Raw genomic sequence first — 16,478 nt, 5'->3', positions numbered from 1 at the left:
GCTCACCTCAGTTTCGGATTGAGCGCATCGCGCAGCCAGTCACCCAGAAGGTTGACGGTGACGACGAGCAGGCAGAGTTGGAAGACAGGGAACAGCACGATCCACCAGGAGCCGGAGAACAGGAACTGATTGCCGATACGGATCAGCGTGCCGAGCGACGGTTGGCTGGGTGGCATGCCGATGCCAAGGAAGGACAATGTCGCTTCCGTAAGGATTGCCATGCCGAAATTCAACGTCGCGGCAACCATGATCGGTGTCAGCGTATTGGGCAGGATATGCGCCGCCATGATGCGGCGGGCGGGCACGCCAATCAGCTTTGCGGCCTGAGCATAGTCCTTGCCGGTTTCCACAATCGCCTGGGCGCGGACCGTTCGCGCATATTGCACCCAGGCTGAAAGCGCGATGGCGAGAATGAGCACGGCGGATGCACCGACCTCACGCAGATTGTCGGGCAGCATCTGGCGGACGACAGTGGAGACGAGGATCGCCACGAGAATGGTCGGGATGGAGAGCGTGATGTCACCGATGCGCATCAGGAGGCCATCGGCAAAACCGCCGAAATAACCCGCCACCAGTCCGGCGGTCATGCCGATGATGAGGGAGAGCACCACGGAGGCGACACCGATGACGATGGAGATCCGTGTGCCGTAAAGAATGGCGGAGAGCATGTCGCGTCCCTGCGTATCCGTTCCAAGCAGAAACGGCCATTCGCCGCCCTCCTGCCAGATCGGCGGCAGCTCGGCCTTCCACATGTCCAGCGAGGCACCGTCATAGGGGTTCTGGGGCGCGATCCACGGCGCGAAGACAGCGGCGAGGATGAGGATTGTCAGGATGAGCGCGCTGATCTTCGCCGATTTGCTGCGGCTGAAGGACCAGTAGAGATCGCTGTCGCGCATGCGGCTGAAAAGTGACCGACGGGCGGGTTTTTCCGTTTGCGAAAGGTCTGTCATGAAACTGGCTCCCTTCGGTTAGCGCGCGGTGCGCAGACGCGGATCGATGACCGCATAGGTGATATCGACGAACGTGTTGAGGACAACAAAGATGAAGGAAATAATGCAGAGATAGGCCGCCATGACGGGAATATCGAGGAAGGTGACCGCCTGAATGAACATCATGCCCATGCCCGGCCACTGAAACACCGTTTCCGTGATGAGCGCGAAGGCGATAAGCGAACCGACATTCATCGTCGTCAGCGTTACAACAGGCATCAGACAGTTACGAAGTGCATGACGGAAGTAAATCCGCCAGCGCGGAATGCCGCGGGCCCGTGCGAATTTCACGAAATCGGACCGCAGAACTTCAAGCATTTCCGCCCGCACCAGACGCATGACGAGGGTGATCTGATAAAGCGAAAGCGCGATAGCCGGAAGAATGAGCGCAGCACGCCCGGACGAGGTCAAAAGCCCGGTTGACCACCAGCCGAGCTGCACGACATCGCCACGGCCAAAGGCCGGTGCCCAGCCGAGGGAAACGGAAAAAACCAGAATGAGAAGGATGCCGACAACGAAGCTTGGCAGGGAAACCCCGACGATCGACAGGAACTGCAGACCTTCCGTGTACCACTTCCCGCGCCGGATCGCCGTCAGAACGCCAAGAGGCAGGCCGATCACCAGCGATATGATGGTGGCAACCAACACCAGCTCAAGGGTCGCGGGGAACCTTTCCGCGATCAGCGGCAGCACCTGCTGGCCGTTGCGGTAGGAAACGCCGAAATTGCCTTCCGCCGCGTCTTTGACGAACCGCAGATATTGGGTCGGCAGGCTGTCATTGAGGCCGAGCCGCTCACGGAGCGCTGCGCGATCCTCCTGCGACGTCTGTTCGCCGACCATCAGCTCGACGGGATCACCCGCCAGCCGAAAGATGAGAAAGGCGATAAGCGCAACGGAAAGCATGACCAGCACGGCATTTCCCAGACGCTTGATGATGAATACCAGCATTGTTACCTCTCGGACGCGAGCCTGAGCCACGCAGGCTTTCAGGATCGATCATTCTCTTCCAGAGATGGGGCAAAGGTTGCGCGGCGGGCAAGAACCACGAACACGATGCTGCTTTGTCGACAATTTTTGACGCAGCTTCATTCGGTTCCACACGTACTCGAATGTTTGCTGAAACAGGCAAGGCGCTCGGTCCAGTGACCGGCGCCTTGCTTGCTCTCCATCTTATTTGTCGACCTGTGTCAGCCAATGGCGTGGCTTGTTGTCGGCGCGGAAGTCGACACTTTTGACCTTGGCCAGCATCGCCCACGCAATCGGCTGCTGATGCAGCGGAACGAGCATGGTTTCGTCCTTGGCGATTTTAAGGGCAGCTTCTTCGAGCGCCAGACGCTTCGTATTGTCCTGCTCCTGCGCCGCCTGGGCGACTAGCTTGTCGATCTCAGGATTGGACCAGCCGCCATAGTTGGAGACGCCCATCGCGCCCTTGCGAGTCGAGAGGATCTGCGACAGCATCGAGAAGGCGTCGAGTGTCGGCTCGTTTGCCCAGCTGAGGTTGAAGACGTCAGCCTTGCCACCATTGCGCTTGGGTGACTGCACTGAACGAGGCGCGATATCGATAGTCGGCTGAAAACCGCCGCGCTTCAACATGTTTGCAACACCCGAGCAGATATCCTCCTCGTTGACGCTCTCGTCATTCATGCAGGTATAGGTGAAGGCAAGGTTCTTCATGCCCGCATCGGCAAGCAGTTTTTGCGCCTTGGCCGGATCGGCCGGCTCGAACGTGTCGAGCGATTTGGCATAACCAGCGATCTCAGGTGCGATCAGCGAGCCTGAGGGTCTTGCAAGACCACGCATGACTTTCTTATTGATCAGGTCACGATCGATGGAGGCTTCGAAAGCCTGACGGACGCGCAAATCATTGAAGGGGTTTGGCTGACCGTTTTCCAGTTTTTCGCGGCGGTTGAAGCCAATGAAGAGCGTGCGAAGCTCGGTACGATTCTTGACCGAGATATTGGGCGAGGATTCAAGGCGCGGCAAATCCTGGATCGGGGCGGAATCGATCAGGTCGATTTCACCTGACAGCAGCGCCGCGACGCGTGTTGCGGCAGATGCGATAGGCACGAATTCGATGCGGTCGAGATTGTGCTTCTTCTGGTCCCACCAGCCTTCATTGGCAACGAGAACAGTCTTGCTGTCGGGAACGCGGCTTTCGAGCTTGAACGGGCCGGTGCCGTTGGTGTGCATGGTGGTGTAGCCGTCAACCTTCGACGCGAAGTCGGTGGGCTTCTCGCTATTGTTATCTTTCAACCACTTGGCATTAAAGATGAAGATGTTTGTTATGTCGTTTAGAAAGAGCGAGGTGGGCGCGTTGACATAAAGGTCAACCGTGTAGTCATCAACCTTTTTAACGCCGGCGAAAATCGGGATATTTCCTCGCAGCGGCGATGTCGCATCCGAAGCGCGGGTAAAGGATGCGACGACATCATCAGCGGTGAAGTCTGCGCCGTCATGGAATTTCACGCCCTTGCGCAGGGTAAAGCGCCAGGCCTTTCCATCAATCAGCTTCCATTCGGTGGCAAGGGCCGGCTCGATCTGGAAGTCCGGCCCGTAGCGAACTAGGCCCTCGTAGATATGGTTCAGAAAAGCGAGGTTGGACGTCGACGGCACCGAATATGGGTCTAGCGAATAGAGATCGGCGCGACCGGCCCAGCGAAGGGTCTCGGCATTGGCGGGAACGGCAATGGCGGCGGCAGCCATGGCCGCCAGGACGAAACTTCTGATACGGGACATTTGATCCCCCCTTTTTATAAATCGTTGGAAGACCGGCAGGCGGTCCGGTCGGGCAAGGGGAGTATTGTTTCGCTCAGGCTTATTGTCAATAATATTGTTGACAATTATCGTACTCAAAATTGTAAGTTTTTGGATACGAGTTCGAAAGAGGGAGGACGGAATATGGCAGGCTTTCTGCTGCTGCACGGAACGATCGTCACGGTCGACAAGGAGCGGCGCATTATTGAAGACGGCGCCTTGGCCACCGACGGCGACAGGATTGTCGACATAGGCACTGTGGACGAACTTGAACCTCGCCATGAAGACAAGGAGGTTATCGACTGTAGGGGGAAACTAATCATCCCCGGGCTGATAGATGCCCATGGTCACGCAGGCCACGCACTTCTTCGCAGCATTGCAGCGGACACCAATGCAATGTGGATGAAAATCATCACCCCGACCTATTACCACTATGTGACCCGCGACTATTGGTATGCCGACGGGCTGATTTCCGGCATCGAACGGCTCCGCGCCGGGGTGACGACCGGGGCCAGCATCATCACCTCAATGCCACGCGCGGATGACCCCGTCTTCGCCATCAACCACGCCCGCGCCTATAGCGAACTCGGCCTTCGCGAAATCATCTGCGTTGGGCCATCGGGCCTGCCCTGGCCGCATCCGGTCACGCGGTGGGAGAGCGGCCTGCCCAAACGCCACGACGTTAGCTTCGACGAGATGATGGATGGCAGCGAAGCGGTGATTGAAGCATTGGACGGCAGCGCCGATGGCCGTATCAGCGTTTTCCTGACGCCTTTTACGATCGTACCTTCCGTCGAACCATCAAATGCATCGACGCCCGATCAGGCTGTAAAACTGACAGAGGGTGACAGAATGCAGGCCCGCCGGATACGCGAGATGGCGCGCAAGAGAGGTGTCAGGCTTCATTCCGACGCCTTTGCCGGGCAAATCCGCATGGCGTTTCAGGATAAGGAAAATGCCCTGCTCGGCCCTGACATTCACCTCCAGCACTGCTGGGGCATCTCCCATGACGAGATCGACATCTTGGCGGAGACCGGCACCCGCATGACCCACGCACCACCGGGCCGCGCGACCCCGATCATGGAAATGATGTCAAAAGGCATTCGTGTCGCCATCACCACCGATGGTGCAGCCCCGAGCCGCCATTTCGACATGTTGCAGACGGCGCGCCTGGCACAGTTCACGCAGCACCTCCTGCACAATCACGACCGCTACCTGCTTCCGCCCGGCAAGATATTTGAGATGATCACGATCGACGCCGCCTACGCCATTGGCATGGAAGACGAGATCGGTTCGCTCGAAATCGGCAAGAAAGCAGACGTCGTCATCATCGATATGCGCAAGCCGCATCTGATGCCCATGTGGATGCCGGTCCACCGTCTGGTGCATCAGGTGCTCGGCAGCGATGTCGATACCGTCTTCGTTGACGGTGAATTGCTGATGGAAAATGGGCGGGTCCTGACATCAGATGTCGACGCTGCCATTAACTTCGGCCAACAGGAGGCCGTGGCGCTGGCCGAGCGGGCCGGTCTGAAAGCACATATGCATGATCCGGGCTGGGGCCAGCTGCTGCGCACATTCGACGAACCGGTTCACCCTCCCCGTCCACCGGAAGAGACAAGCGACCGCGCGGGCGCGCATGGGCTCGATCAGGATCGATAAATCAACAGGCTACGGCACATCCCCATTCATACACCCGCCAGCTTCATGACAAAAACTCCCCGGCCTGTAGCGGTCCGGGGAGCAAACCTGACATCATGTCAGGAACTTTGACTGGAGCTAGTGACTCACCCGTTCGGAAACGGGGTGGATCTGAGTTGTCTAACCCTGCTATGCTTTTTGCTGGTAAGTTCTATTAGAACGAACGCTCAAGGCGAAGGAAACCGGTCCAAGCCTCAGGCTTCTTTTCGACGTCGAGATAATTCGCCGTCAGCCTCGTCGACAGGCCCTCGGTGATTTTGTAATCAACCGTCAGACCAGCCTTCCATGCGTCGTTGTTCGAGAAGTTATCCCAGGAAGCGAGGCCGTAGCCACCGTAATACTGGACGCCTGGGGTGATCTTTAGCTTGTCGGTAGCCTTGATGGCGTAAGACGCAGCAACCGCCCACTCAGAAACGTTGTAATAGGCGTTTGCGCCGGAGGCCCAGACACCGGCCAGAGCGAACGTACCGGGACCAACGCCAGCTTCAGCGATCAGGCGAACGGCACCGTTTTCACGATCAGTGTCATAACCGCCGATAAGAGCGAAGGAAACGCTGTCGAACTTTGCGCCAACGCCAGCGGCGACGCCAACATTGTTGGAAGTGTTGTTGTTCTTGTTGTAGGAGCCAACAGCAATACCTTCCAGCTCGTCAACCGAAACACCTGCCCAGAACGAACCTGCGTCGTAGGTGTAACGAATGGAGTTGAACTTAGCGTTCGAGGACAGTTCGTCGGTTTCACCACCGATACCATCGTCCCACCAGCTGGTGAACTTACCAACCTTGAGACCGGCGAGTTCGATGAAGGCCTGATCAACGAAAACAGCCGAGCCCTTGTCGCTGGAGCCGGACGTCGTGGACGCTGCAGCGGAACCGGTGTCAGCATTGCCCTGGAAGCCGATGAAACCGCGCAGAGCACCGAGTTCGGTGTCCGTGCGGGTGTCAACTTCGAACTGCGCACGAGTGAAAGAATCCCAGTCAGACTTGCCCGCCTTGTCACGGCCGAAGTCGGTCTGGAAACGGACGTAACCCTGAAACTTTAGGCAGGTTTCGGTGCCCGGGATATAGAAGAAGCCCTTACCGAAAGCGTCGCAGACGCGGACGTATTCCATGGGCTCGGGTTCGGCAGCGACGATAGCGTCAGCGGCCTGTGCGCTGGATACTGCTGCGAGAGCGGCAGCGGAGCCGATCAGAAGGCTCTTGATGTTCATTTGTAATCTCCAGTCAAAAATTTTTCAACGAATGCGCAAATTTGAGGGCTGGTCTTTCCCTGCCGCCCGCTTCCCTGCGCTGATCGAGCAAATGACAGAAATCGCCATGGAGCCGCAATTCAAATCGAGCAAATCCAAATACAATGTAAGTACACATTCGGATTAAGTAGTAAAATTACAACAAATAATCAGTTTAAAATATAGTAATATCTTCATTGTTTTTATATTATTCAATTTATTACTTTTGATTAATTTTCTAAAGTGCATATATCATTATATTTGGAGACGTAGAGAAACCCTCCCGCAATCCTACAAATGGCCGAGAACGCACTCATATGCACGATAAGGCGGCCAAGACTTACCTTGCGAAGCCCAGAGTGAAGGGAAGATGCGCGCGGCAACAAAGCGGCACATTGGGGTGGCCATGGCGGCTCGCCCGCCTCTACCGCAAATCCGTCAAATGGGGAGCTTATGGGCTGTCGCTGGAAAGACCGGCGGGGAATGTCGTGGTGTCAGCCAGCATAGCCTCGATCGTGTCCGCCAGAAGAGGTCGGCTAAAATAATAGCCCTGACCATAAGGGCAGCCCGCCGTGCGCAGGAACGCGGCCTGCTCGACGGTTTCCACACCTTCGGCTATGACATCGATGCCCAATGATCCCGCAAGCTGGATCATGATCGTGACGATGGCGCTATCCTTGGTTTTCTCCGGCAGGTGGGTCAGGAACGAGCGGTCTATCTTCATGCAGGACAGCGGGAATGTCTTGAGCATGCCAAGGCAGGAATAACCAATGCCAAAATCATCCAGTGCCAGGCTGACACCCATCTGTTTTATGGCGCGCATGATCCGTACCGATGTCTCAACATCCTGAATGATTAGCGTCTCGGTGATTTCGATTTCCAGAAGGGAGGGCGCAAGTCCGGTTTCTTTCAGAACCGACCTTATCTGCTGCACCAGCCCGCCCTGAAACTGCCGTGGCGAGATATTGACCGCCATTTTGACCGGCGCGAGGCCGGCGGCAACCCATGCCTGCGCCTGGCGACAGGCCTTTCTGAGGATGCTTGCCCCGAGTTCCACGATCAATCCGGTTTCTTCTGCAAGCCCGATGAATTCGGCAGGGCCGAGCAGACCTTCTGAAGGATGCTGCCAGCGAACAAGCGCCTCGACGCCGCTGAGCCGGCCGCTTGCAAGATCGACCTGCGGCTGGAAATGCAGGACGAATTCGTCCCTTTCCACTGCCTTGCGCAACTCCTCGATCCGGGTGAATTTCTTCCTCAGATCATCCGCCATGTTCGGCGTGAAGGTAGCAATGCTGTCGCGCCCGTTATGTTTGGCCTCATACATGGCAAGATCGGCCGCCGCAACGATTTCCGCCGTGGTTTCCCCATCTTCCGGGAAAAAGGCCATGCCGATGCTGCAGGTGACCTTGATATCGTAATTGCCGATGCGCAAGGGCTGCGAGACTTCGGCCCGGATGCGCTGCAGGCGGTCTTCGACATCGTCCTTGCGCTCTTCGAGAATAATGACGAACTCGTCGCCACCCACCCTCAGAACGAGATCGTTTTGTTTAAGGCTCGCCGCAATGCGCTCGGCCGTTCTCGACAGCAGCGCATCGCCGAGGCTGTGGCCGAGCGTATCGTTGATCTGCTTGAAATTATCGAGATCGAGAAAACCGATACCGACCCTTCTGTTAGCCTTTGCCGCCGCCGCCAATATTTCCGGCAGTCGGGTATCGAGAAAGCGGCGATTGGGTAGCCGGGTCAGCATGTCGTGATCCGCGAGAAACGCGATGTGTTCCGCTGCCCTCTTGCGATCGATCGCCAGGCCAGCCATGCGTGCTGCGCCACCAATAAACTCCACCAGTGCCGCATCCGGTTTGCGGCCGGCAAGCTTGCACCAGACGAAACCATGCGCCTTGCCTTCACTGGCGGGAATATCGAAACTGAAGGCCGTATCCTCCGCTGCATGAGTAAGGCTTGCGGGATCGCCGACATCGGAAATGATCGCGATCAACCCTGCCTGCTGTGCAAGAGCGGGCGAAAGATAAACGGATGGTTCCCCCGTTGCCGCTTCGAATACCCGCACGGCGCAGGCAAGGCCGGTGGCCAGATTTTCGATGGCCTTGACGAACTCCTCGAGAAAATCCTCGATGCGCGCCGCAGCCACGATCATTTCCAGAATACGCGCCTGCGCCTGAAGCAATCGTTCGGAGGCTTTTTTCTGGGTAATATCGCGCGAAGCGCCCACGACGCCGATAATCTTGCCGGACTTGTCTTTCAGAGGTACGCGCGACATCATCAGCCAGCGGTCGATATCGCCGCGCATGGCGCGTTCTTCATAACCGAGATCCGGTTCACCGGTGCGCATCACCCGCGCTTCAGTATCGGGAATGCCGGCGTGCCGCGCCGCTTCGCCGTGAATGTCGTAATCGGTGAGCCCGATCAGTTCCTCGACGCTTTCAAAGCCGTTTTCAGTGACGATGGCGCGGTTGGCAAAAAGAAAACGCCCTTCCAGATCCTTGGCATAGATAAAATCAGGCACATGATCGATCATCGCTTCCAGAAGCGCGTGCCAGCTGGAGGGATTGGCATTTTCGCCCATTGCTGGAGGGGCAGATGGCGCCACGTCGCGCTTTTTCCGCGACATCCGGTTCTCGTCAGGTGTCTTCGGGCCTTTGGAACGCACCTCTCCGCCTCATCGCTTTATAATGAAGCAGAATAGTAGGATTATACATATTATATAATGATGAACGTCGAGCCGGATTGCGCGGTAAACCGACGCTGCAGCCATCTGCCTAGATTACCGCCAGCCAAAATAGAAAACGGCGCGGACAAGGCCGCGCCGCAATATTGTCAGTCGTCATAAGGAACGTGTCAAACCACCGGCGTCGGCAGCTCCTTGCCGGCAAAATGGGCGTCGAGATTGGCCAGAACGAGGTCGGCCATGGCGCGCCGCGTCTGGTGTGTGCCGCTGCCGACATGCGGCGCGAGCGTGACGTTGTCGAAGGCGAAAAGCGCTTCCGGCACGCGTGGCTCGTCCTCGAAGACATCAAGTGCCGCGCCGCCGATTGTACCTTTCGAAAGCGCCTCGATCAGCGCCTTTTCATCAACCAGCGAACCTCGCGCCACGTTAACGAGCACGCCCTGGGGCCCAAGCGCCTTCAGCACAGCTGCATTGACGATGTGGCGCGTTTCAGCAGTGGCGGCGGCGGCGATGATCAGCACGTCGCAATTAGCCGCCAGCGCCTCGATGCTGTCGTGATAATCATAAGCGACATCGCGGCGGTTTCTGGCGGTATAGGAAATCCGACCGTCAAAACCTTCGAGCCGTTTTGCGATCGCCTGCCCGATGCGGCCGAGGCCGAAAATGCCGTAACGACGGCCGGCAACCCGGGTGGATAGCCCCATATCGCCCTTCAGCCATTGCCCCGTGCGCACATGCTGGTCCGCCTGCGGCAGCTTGCGCGCCTGCGCCAGAACGAGACCAACCGCCAGATCGGCAACGTCAGCCGTCAACACGTCAGGCGTATTGGAAACGCGGAAACCGCGCCGTTTTGCTTCAGTGAGATCGACCTTGTCGAAACCGACACCATTGATGGCGACGATTTCAAGGTTGGGGAGCGCAGCACCTATATCCGCCGGCAGGCCGATATGACCACCGGTGACGACGCCGCGGACAGCACCACCCTTCTCAGCCAGGAACGCCGCCTTATCCGCCGCTTCGAACAGGCGATGCACGGTGAAGCGCTGCGCAAGTTCTTCTTCCAGTGCCGGGATGAGCGGGCACAGTTGCACGATTTCAGTAGTCATGGACTTTCCTTTGTGCCGGTGAACTACTTCACATCGGCCTTGACGAATTGCCGGAGTTCCGGCGTTTGCGGATTGGCAAAGAGTTCGGAAGAACGGCCCTGCTCCCATATCTTGCCCTTGTGCATGAAGATGGTTTGCGTCGCCACGCGGCGGGCGAAAGCCATTTCATGGGTGACGAGGATCATGGTCATGCCGTCCTTGGCAAGGTTTTCCATGACGGTCAGCACTTCCTCGGTCAGTTCGGGATCGAGCGCCGAGGTCACTTCATCGAACAGCATCACCTTCGGTCGCATGGCGAGCGAGCGGGCAATCGCCACGCGCTGCTGCTGGCCGCCGGACAGCTGGTCGGGATAGGAATCGAATCTCTCTGAAAGGCCGACGAGCTGCAGAACCTCGCGGGCGATATCCTTCGTCTCCGATTTCGCCACATCCTTGACGATACGCGGCGCGAGCATGATGTTTTCGCCGACCGTCAGGTGCGGGAAAAGATTGTAGCTCTGGAACACGATGCCGACGTCGGTGCGCAGCTTGCGCAGAGCCTTGGCATCTTCGCCGATCGCATGACCGGCGATTTCTATGCGGCCGGAATTGATCTTTTCCAGTCCATTCATGCAGCGCAGAAGCGTGCTCTTGCCCGAGCCCGAACGGCCAATGAGAGCAAAGACTTCACCGCGACCGACCGAAAGCGAGACGCCTTTGAGGACTTCCAGAGCGCCAAAGCTCTTATGAACGTTTTCAACGATTACTTCCGGCATGAAGCCTCCTTTCCAGCCAACGCGACAGCTGGGACAACGGGTAGCAGACGATGAAGTAAAGAATGGCCACCGCGACGAAGACGCGGAACGGCTGGAACGTGGCATTGTTGATGAGCTGCCCCGCTCTCGCCAGTTCGACGAAACCAATGATTGATGCGATAGACGTATTCTTGACGACCTGAACGGCAAAACCGACGGTCGGCGGTAGCGAAATGCGGATCGCCTGCGGCAGGATGACGTAGCGATATTGCTGAGCGCGGGTGAGAGCGAGCGATTCTGACGCTTCCCATTGCTGCTTCGGCACCGCCTGAATGCAGCCGCGCCAGATTTCGGCGAGATAACCTGATGTATAGATGGTCATCGACGCGCCGGCGGCAAAAAGCGGCGGTAGTTCCAGCCCGGCAAGGCTGAGGCCGTAATAGGACAGGAACAGGATCATCAGCACCGGAATGCCCTGGATGACCTGGATATAGGTGCCGGCGGCAATGCGCAGCAGCTTGCTGTCCGAGGTGCGGGCAAGAGCGATAAAGAAGCCGACGATGCCGCCCCCGATCAGCGCAATGATCGTCAGAAGCACGGTCCATTGCAGGGCGGTCAAAAGGAAGCCGAATTCGTTCCAGCCGAAAGTTCTAAGGGTCATGACTGCACCTCCGGCAAAGCGGTCATCGTCTTGCGGGCGACACGACGGCCAAACAGCCACATGCCGACAAGGGCAAGGATGAGCCGCAGCGAAAGCGCCAGCGCCAGATAGATGAGCGTGACGACGATATAGACCTCGAAGGAGCGATAGGTCTGCGATTCCACGAAGGCTGCGGCCGCCGCAAGCTCATGGGTGGAGATGGCCGAACATATGCTCGACGCCAGCATCATCAGCACGAACTGGCTGCAGAGCGATGGATAGACCTTGGCGATGGCCGGCACGATGATGACGTGGCGATAGATCTGGTACTTGGTGAAGCCAAGCGCTTCGCCCGCCTCGATCTGCGACTTGTGCACCGCCTCGATGCCGGCGCGGATGATCTCCGTCGAATAGGCGGCAAGATTGATCGTCATGCCGATCAGCGCCGCGGTATCTGCCCCAACGCGAAAGCCGAGACCCGGAAGGCCGAAATAGACGATGAAAAGCTGCACGAGAAACGGCGTGTTGCGGATAACCTCCACATAGGCGTCCACGATGATGCGGACGATGCCGCCGTTGATGGAGCGCAGTGAGGCCAGAAGAATGCCGAAAGCGCAGCCGAGCACGATGGAGAGGACCGACAGTTTGATCGTCAGCCATATGCCGTTCAGAATTTCATTCTGATATTGGGCGAGCGCGCCAAATTGGAAAGTATAGGACATGCGTCACTCCGTTGACATTTCCCGGCCCGCCGGAAGTGTTCCCGGCGGGCGCGTTGAAAGGCTCAATCAGAAGCTTGGCAATTGCGGCAGCGGACGACCGGTCCACTTCACCGAGATACGGTCGAGATCACCCGACATCTTCATGAGGTAGATGGACGTGTTAAGCCATTGCCGCAGCTCGAAGTCCTCAAGCTTGGTCGCCATGGAGTTGCCCTGCTGGAAGAAGGTGAACCCAACCTGCAGACCGGCTTCCGGGCGCTGCTTGATGATCGCCTCACCCACCGTGGACGGCAGGGCGACGGCATCGACCTGACCTGCAAGCAGAGCTTGGGCGCTGGTGGAATCGTCTTCGTAAACGACGATTTCAAGACCTTCGACATTGGCCTTGCGCAGTGCGGTTTCCTGCGAGGAACCGCGATTGACCGAAACGCGCTTGCCCTTGAGGCTGTCGAGATTTTCGAACTTCTGGTCCTTGCCGGAGATGATATCCATGTTGAAGGCGCTGTAAGGCTGCGTGAACATCACGGTCTTGGCGCGCTCGCCGGTCGGCGCAAGTGTTGCAACAAGGAAGTCGACCTTACCGGTCTGGAGCGCGGGAATACGCGCAGGTGGCGTCAGCGGCACAAGCTCAACCGGCAGCGACAGGTAAGAACCGATGAGGTTGGCGACATCCACGTCATAACCGGAAGGATTGCCCTTCTCATCCACCATGCCCATCGGCGGAGCGCCGGTCAGAACACCGATCTTGACCTTGCCGCGCGCCGTGATCTCGCTGAGCGAGACAGCATGGGCGGATGTGGTTGCGGCAAGCGTTGCTGCGGCAACGCCGACGGCAACCGTCACGTTCTTCAGAAATCTTGAAATGCTCATGGTTTCTCCTCCAACCTTATAGGTGCTGCCCAGATGGAACAGCGGCCTTGCGCAAACCGGAAAATGTTCTCGATAACATTTTAACGCGATTGACTAAAAACTCCTCCCAAGAAATCGTGAAAGCACAAAACCAGATGAATTTCCCATTAAATTCAATTATTTTGGCTGGCTATCGATTTTCCTCTTGTCGACACCGTTTCACGTTCTTGGCAGGATCAATAATGCATGTTATCGGTATCATTGCAAGTCCGATCTAAAGAATCGATGCATCAAACATTCATTCGGGAGGAAACCATGTACACACGCTCGGCAATTTTCGAAGGCACGATCCACCCCGGGCGGGAGGAGGAGTTTTTCCGCATCGTTGAGGAAAAATTGCTGCCGGTCTGGAGACGCATGCCGAATGCACAGGCCGTGCGGGTGATGCGAACCGAGCGCACGGACCCGGACGCGGCGTCGATCATCATGGTGCAGGAAATCGACTATCCTTCGATGGAAGCCGTGGAGGAAGCGCTGGTTTCGCCGGTCCGGCTGGAAGGCCGCGTGCTGACGGATGAGATGATGAGCATGTGCGACGGGCGTTTTTATCATCTGGTCTATAGCCGCGTCGCATGAATCCGGTGCACGCCGCATTGATATCAAATCATACGGCGTGCTTTCCCTTGATATCTTCGTGTATGTCTTGTCCTGAAACGGTTCGAATTTAGGGAGACATGCTTTGGTGGAGCGCACGCCCTTGGCCGCAGCGTTAGTCACGTCAAAAAAAGCTACCATGAGCGACGTCTCGAAACTCGCGGGCGTCTCCAAGATGACCGTTTCGCGGGTGTTGGCCGATCCCGCGCTGGTGTCGGAAGAGACACGCCAGAAGGTGATGAAAGCCATCGAGAAGCTTGGCTATGTGCCAGACCGGATCGCCGGTTCGCTATCCTCCCGCCGCACCAATTTCATCACCGCCATCCTGCCGACGCTCACCAACTCCAACTTCGCCGATAGCGCTCAGGGGCTTGCCAATGCGCTGCGCGCCGCCGACTACCAGTTGCTGATCGGTTACACCATGTACGATCTGCAGGAGGAGGAACGCGTCATCCGCACCATGATGGAGCGCCGCCCCGATGCCATCGTCGTCGCCGGCACGGTGCATACTAAAATGGCGAGCGAGGTGTTGATGCGCGCCGGTATCCCGATCGTTGAAATCTGGGACGTGCCCGAACATCCGATCGACCATGCGGTCGGTTTTTCCAATTACGAAGTGGGAAGAACCGCCGCCAAACACTTGATATCGCTCGGCTTCAAGAGAATCGGTGCGCTCGGTTCCAGGGCCGATGGTCATGTGAAGGACTGGCGCGGAGAAAGCCGCCTTCTCGGTTTTGGTGCAGCACTGCGCGAAGCCGGCATTTCCGACGACCTCATCATCCGCGAGGGGAGCGCGCCGGTTTCCTATGATCACGGTGCAAGGACGCTCGGTTCGCTGCTGACAAAGGCGCCCGATGTCGAAGGTATTTTCGCCGTCTCCGATATTTCCGCCGTAGGCGCACTGATGGAATGTCACCGCCGCGGCATTACCGTGCCCGACCAGGTTTCCATTCTCGGCTTCGGAGATTTCGATATCGGCCGGCAATGTTATCCGGCGATTTCGACTATCCGGGTCGATGCGCAGATGATCGGCCGCAAGGCGGGCGAATTGCTGCTTTCGATATTGGAGCCGGAAAAGGATGCCGCTGTTCCCGAAGGGGCACGAGTGGATGTCGGCTTCGAGCTGATCGTGCGGGAAACGACGAAGCGGTTGAGCCAGTGAGCGTCTAGACCTATTGGGACGAGCGGGTGCTGCTTACTTCTTCTCCCCGCCGGGGAGAAGTCCGCTGCAGCGGGATGAGGGGGCAAGGCCGGCGGTATGCAGTGAGCGTGCCCCCTCATCCGAACCTTCGGGCCACCTTCTCCCCGGCGGGGAGAAGAGAAATGCCGCAGCGCCGCGACATATCTCAAAATTCCACCTGAGTGACCTTAACGCCCTTATTTACTTCGCACCCCATGTATCCGTCAGCCGATACCCCTCCGGCCATGGATCCGACGGATCGAGCATGTGCTGGTGTATTCCGGTGATCCAGCCTCGACCGGAGATTTCCGGCAGGATGGCCGGGCGGTCGCCGACTGTTGTGGTTCCGACAATACGGCCGGTGAAGGTCGAGCCGATCAGAGACACCGCCGTCAGCGTTTCCCCTTCCTTCATTTCGCCGCGTGCATGCAGCACCGCCATACGGGCCGAAAGCGCCGTGCCGGTGGGGGAGCGATCCACCTTGCCCGGCTGGATGGCGACGGCCGCCCCTGCCCGCAGGCCTTCGGCCGTGCGTTCGACCTTGCCAGCGAACAGGCAGAAAGAAAAATGCCGCCAATCCGGGTTTTCGGGATGATCGAAGCCCAGAGCCTTGTTGGCGGCATTGGTGATGCGCACGCCGAGGCGGGCGATCTCATGCGCCTCTTCCGGCTTCAGGCTGAAGCCCATCGCTTCGGCGTCGACGATAACGAAGCTGTCGCCACCATAGGCGGTGTCCACCTTCAGCGTGCCGAGACCTTCGACCTCAAGTTCCGCATCGAGCTTTGCGGCAAAGCTGGGCAGGTTCTGCACGAAAATACGCTCGGCCTTGCCGTTGCGGCATTCGGCGCGCACCTTCACCAAACCGCCGGGAGCTTCCAGTAGCATATGGGTTTCCGGCTCCTGCATCGGCACGATGCCGCCATCGAGCAGCACGGTGGAAACGCAGATGGAATTGGAGCCGGACATGGGCGGCGTATCTTCCGGCTCCATGATGATGAAGGCAGCATCCGCATCGGAATGTTTGGGCGGCACCAGAAGGTTGACGTGGCGGAACACGCCGCCACGCGGTTCGTTGAGCACGAAGTTGCGAAGCGTCTCATCGCGGGCGATGAAGCGGCTCTGTTCCCAGATCGTCTCACCCGGTGGCGGCTTCACACCGCCGACAATCACATCTCCCACTTCACCTTCCGCATGGGCGGAGATGACATGAACGGTCTTGATACTGCGCATTAAATTCT

14 protein-coding genes are annotated in these 16,478 nt (G+C 57.9%); 3 read left to right on the top strand and 11 right to left on the bottom strand.

Annotated features, from left to right (window positions below):
- Positions 1-2: 2 nt before the first annotated feature.
- From ACFVTJ_RS18465 to ACFVTJ_RS18455, 3 genes are all read right to left on the bottom strand, one after another.
- Positions 3-950, bottom strand: a complete 948-nt coding sequence (locus ACFVTJ_RS18465; RefSeq protein ID WP_386909848.1) for an ABC transporter permease — start codon at positions 948-950, stop codon at positions 3-5.
- Between the two features lie 18 nt (positions 951-968).
- Positions 969-1,937 (bottom strand): ABC transporter permease, encoded by a 969-nt coding sequence (locus ACFVTJ_RS18460; RefSeq protein ID WP_386909846.1) that lies wholly within the window; start codon positions 1,935-1,937, stop codon positions 969-971.
- A 222-nt stretch (positions 1,938-2,159) separates the two neighbouring features.
- The gene (locus ACFVTJ_RS18455) at positions 2,160-3,725 is read right to left on the bottom strand and encodes an ABC transporter substrate-binding protein (RefSeq protein WP_386909844.1); all 1,566 of its coding nucleotides are present in this window, start codon (positions 3,723-3,725) and stop codon (positions 2,160-2,162) included.
- 162 nt (positions 3,726-3,887) lie between these two features.
- Here ACFVTJ_RS18455 and ACFVTJ_RS18450 point away from each other — a divergent pair, with 162 nt between their 5' ends.
- Positions 3,888-5,405: an amidohydrolase family protein gene (locus ACFVTJ_RS18450; protein WP_386909842.1), complete on the top strand. Its 1,518-nt coding sequence runs from the start codon at positions 3,888-3,890 to the stop codon at positions 5,403-5,405.
- A 193-nt stretch (positions 5,406-5,598) separates the two neighbouring features.
- Here ACFVTJ_RS18450 and ACFVTJ_RS18445 read toward each other — a convergent pair whose 3' ends face one another.
- The 7 genes from ACFVTJ_RS18445 to ACFVTJ_RS18415 all read right to left on the bottom strand — a co-directional run bounded on the left by ACFVTJ_RS18445 (position 5,599) and on the right by ACFVTJ_RS18415 (position 13,427).
- Positions 5,599-6,654: a porin gene (locus ACFVTJ_RS18445; protein ID WP_386909840.1), complete on the bottom strand. Its 1,056-nt coding sequence runs from the start codon at positions 6,652-6,654 to the stop codon at positions 5,599-5,601.
- Positions 6,655-7,123: 469 nt separating this feature from the next.
- On the bottom strand, positions 7,124-9,298 hold the full coding sequence (locus ACFVTJ_RS18440) for a putative bifunctional diguanylate cyclase/phosphodiesterase (protein ID WP_386909838.1): 2,175 nt from the start codon (positions 9,296-9,298) through the stop codon (positions 7,124-7,126).
- A 227-nt stretch (positions 9,299-9,525) separates the two neighbouring features.
- The gene (locus ACFVTJ_RS18435; RefSeq protein ID WP_386909836.1) at positions 9,526-10,461 is read right to left on the bottom strand and encodes a 2-hydroxyacid dehydrogenase; all 936 of its coding nucleotides are present in this window, start codon (positions 10,459-10,461) and stop codon (positions 9,526-9,528) included.
- A 23-nt stretch (positions 10,462-10,484) separates the two neighbouring features.
- Complete coding sequence (locus ACFVTJ_RS18430; protein ID WP_386909834.1) at positions 10,485-11,216, bottom strand: amino acid ABC transporter ATP-binding protein; 732 nt, start codon at positions 11,214-11,216, stop codon at positions 10,485-10,487.
- A complete protein-coding gene (locus ACFVTJ_RS18425) occupies positions 11,197-11,856 on the bottom strand; it encodes an amino acid ABC transporter permease (protein WP_386909832.1) in 660 nt (219 codons plus the stop codon). The genes ACFVTJ_RS18430 and ACFVTJ_RS18425 overlap by 20 nt, the downstream gene beginning before the upstream one ends.
- Positions 11,853-12,557 carry an amino acid ABC transporter permease gene (locus ACFVTJ_RS18420; RefSeq protein ID WP_006700307.1) on the bottom strand — a complete coding sequence of 235 codons (705 nt, stop codon included), beginning with the start codon at positions 12,555-12,557 and terminating at the stop codon, positions 11,853-11,855. The genes ACFVTJ_RS18425 and ACFVTJ_RS18420 overlap by 4 nt, the downstream gene beginning before the upstream one ends.
- Before the next feature lie 66 nt (positions 12,558-12,623).
- Complete coding sequence (locus tag ACFVTJ_RS18415; protein WP_386909830.1) at positions 12,624-13,427, bottom strand: transporter substrate-binding domain-containing protein; 804 nt, start codon at positions 13,425-13,427, stop codon at positions 12,624-12,626.
- Between the two features lie 294 nt (positions 13,428-13,721).
- On the opposite strand from ACFVTJ_RS18415, the gene ACFVTJ_RS18410 reads away from it, so the two are divergent.
- Both ACFVTJ_RS18410 and ACFVTJ_RS18405 read left to right on the top strand, forming a co-directional pair.
- Positions 13,722-14,042, top strand: coding sequence for a hypothetical protein (locus ACFVTJ_RS18410; RefSeq protein ID WP_386909828.1), 321 nt, complete (start codon positions 13,722-13,724; stop codon positions 14,040-14,042).
- 157 nt (positions 14,043-14,199) lie between these two features.
- Positions 14,200-15,222 (top strand): LacI family DNA-binding transcriptional regulator, encoded by a 1,023-nt coding sequence (locus ACFVTJ_RS18405; protein ID WP_386909826.1) that lies wholly within the window; start codon positions 14,200-14,202, stop codon positions 15,220-15,222.
- Positions 15,223-15,441: 219 nt separating this feature from the next.
- On the opposite strand, the gene ACFVTJ_RS18400 is transcribed toward ACFVTJ_RS18405, so the two are convergent.
- Complete coding sequence (locus ACFVTJ_RS18400; RefSeq protein ID WP_386909824.1) at positions 15,442-16,470, bottom strand: proline racemase family protein; 1,029 nt, start codon at positions 16,468-16,470, stop codon at positions 15,442-15,444.
- Positions 16,471-16,478 lie beyond the last annotated feature (8 nt).

The sequence above is a fragment of the Agrobacterium sp. NPDC058088 genome (assembly GCF_042885035.1).
In the GTDB taxonomy this organism is placed as follows: Bacteria; Pseudomonadota; Alphaproteobacteria; order Rhizobiales; family Rhizobiaceae; genus Agrobacterium.
Note: the sequence above shows the minus strand (reverse complement) of the source record. Positions and strands in the feature narration are given on the sequence as shown.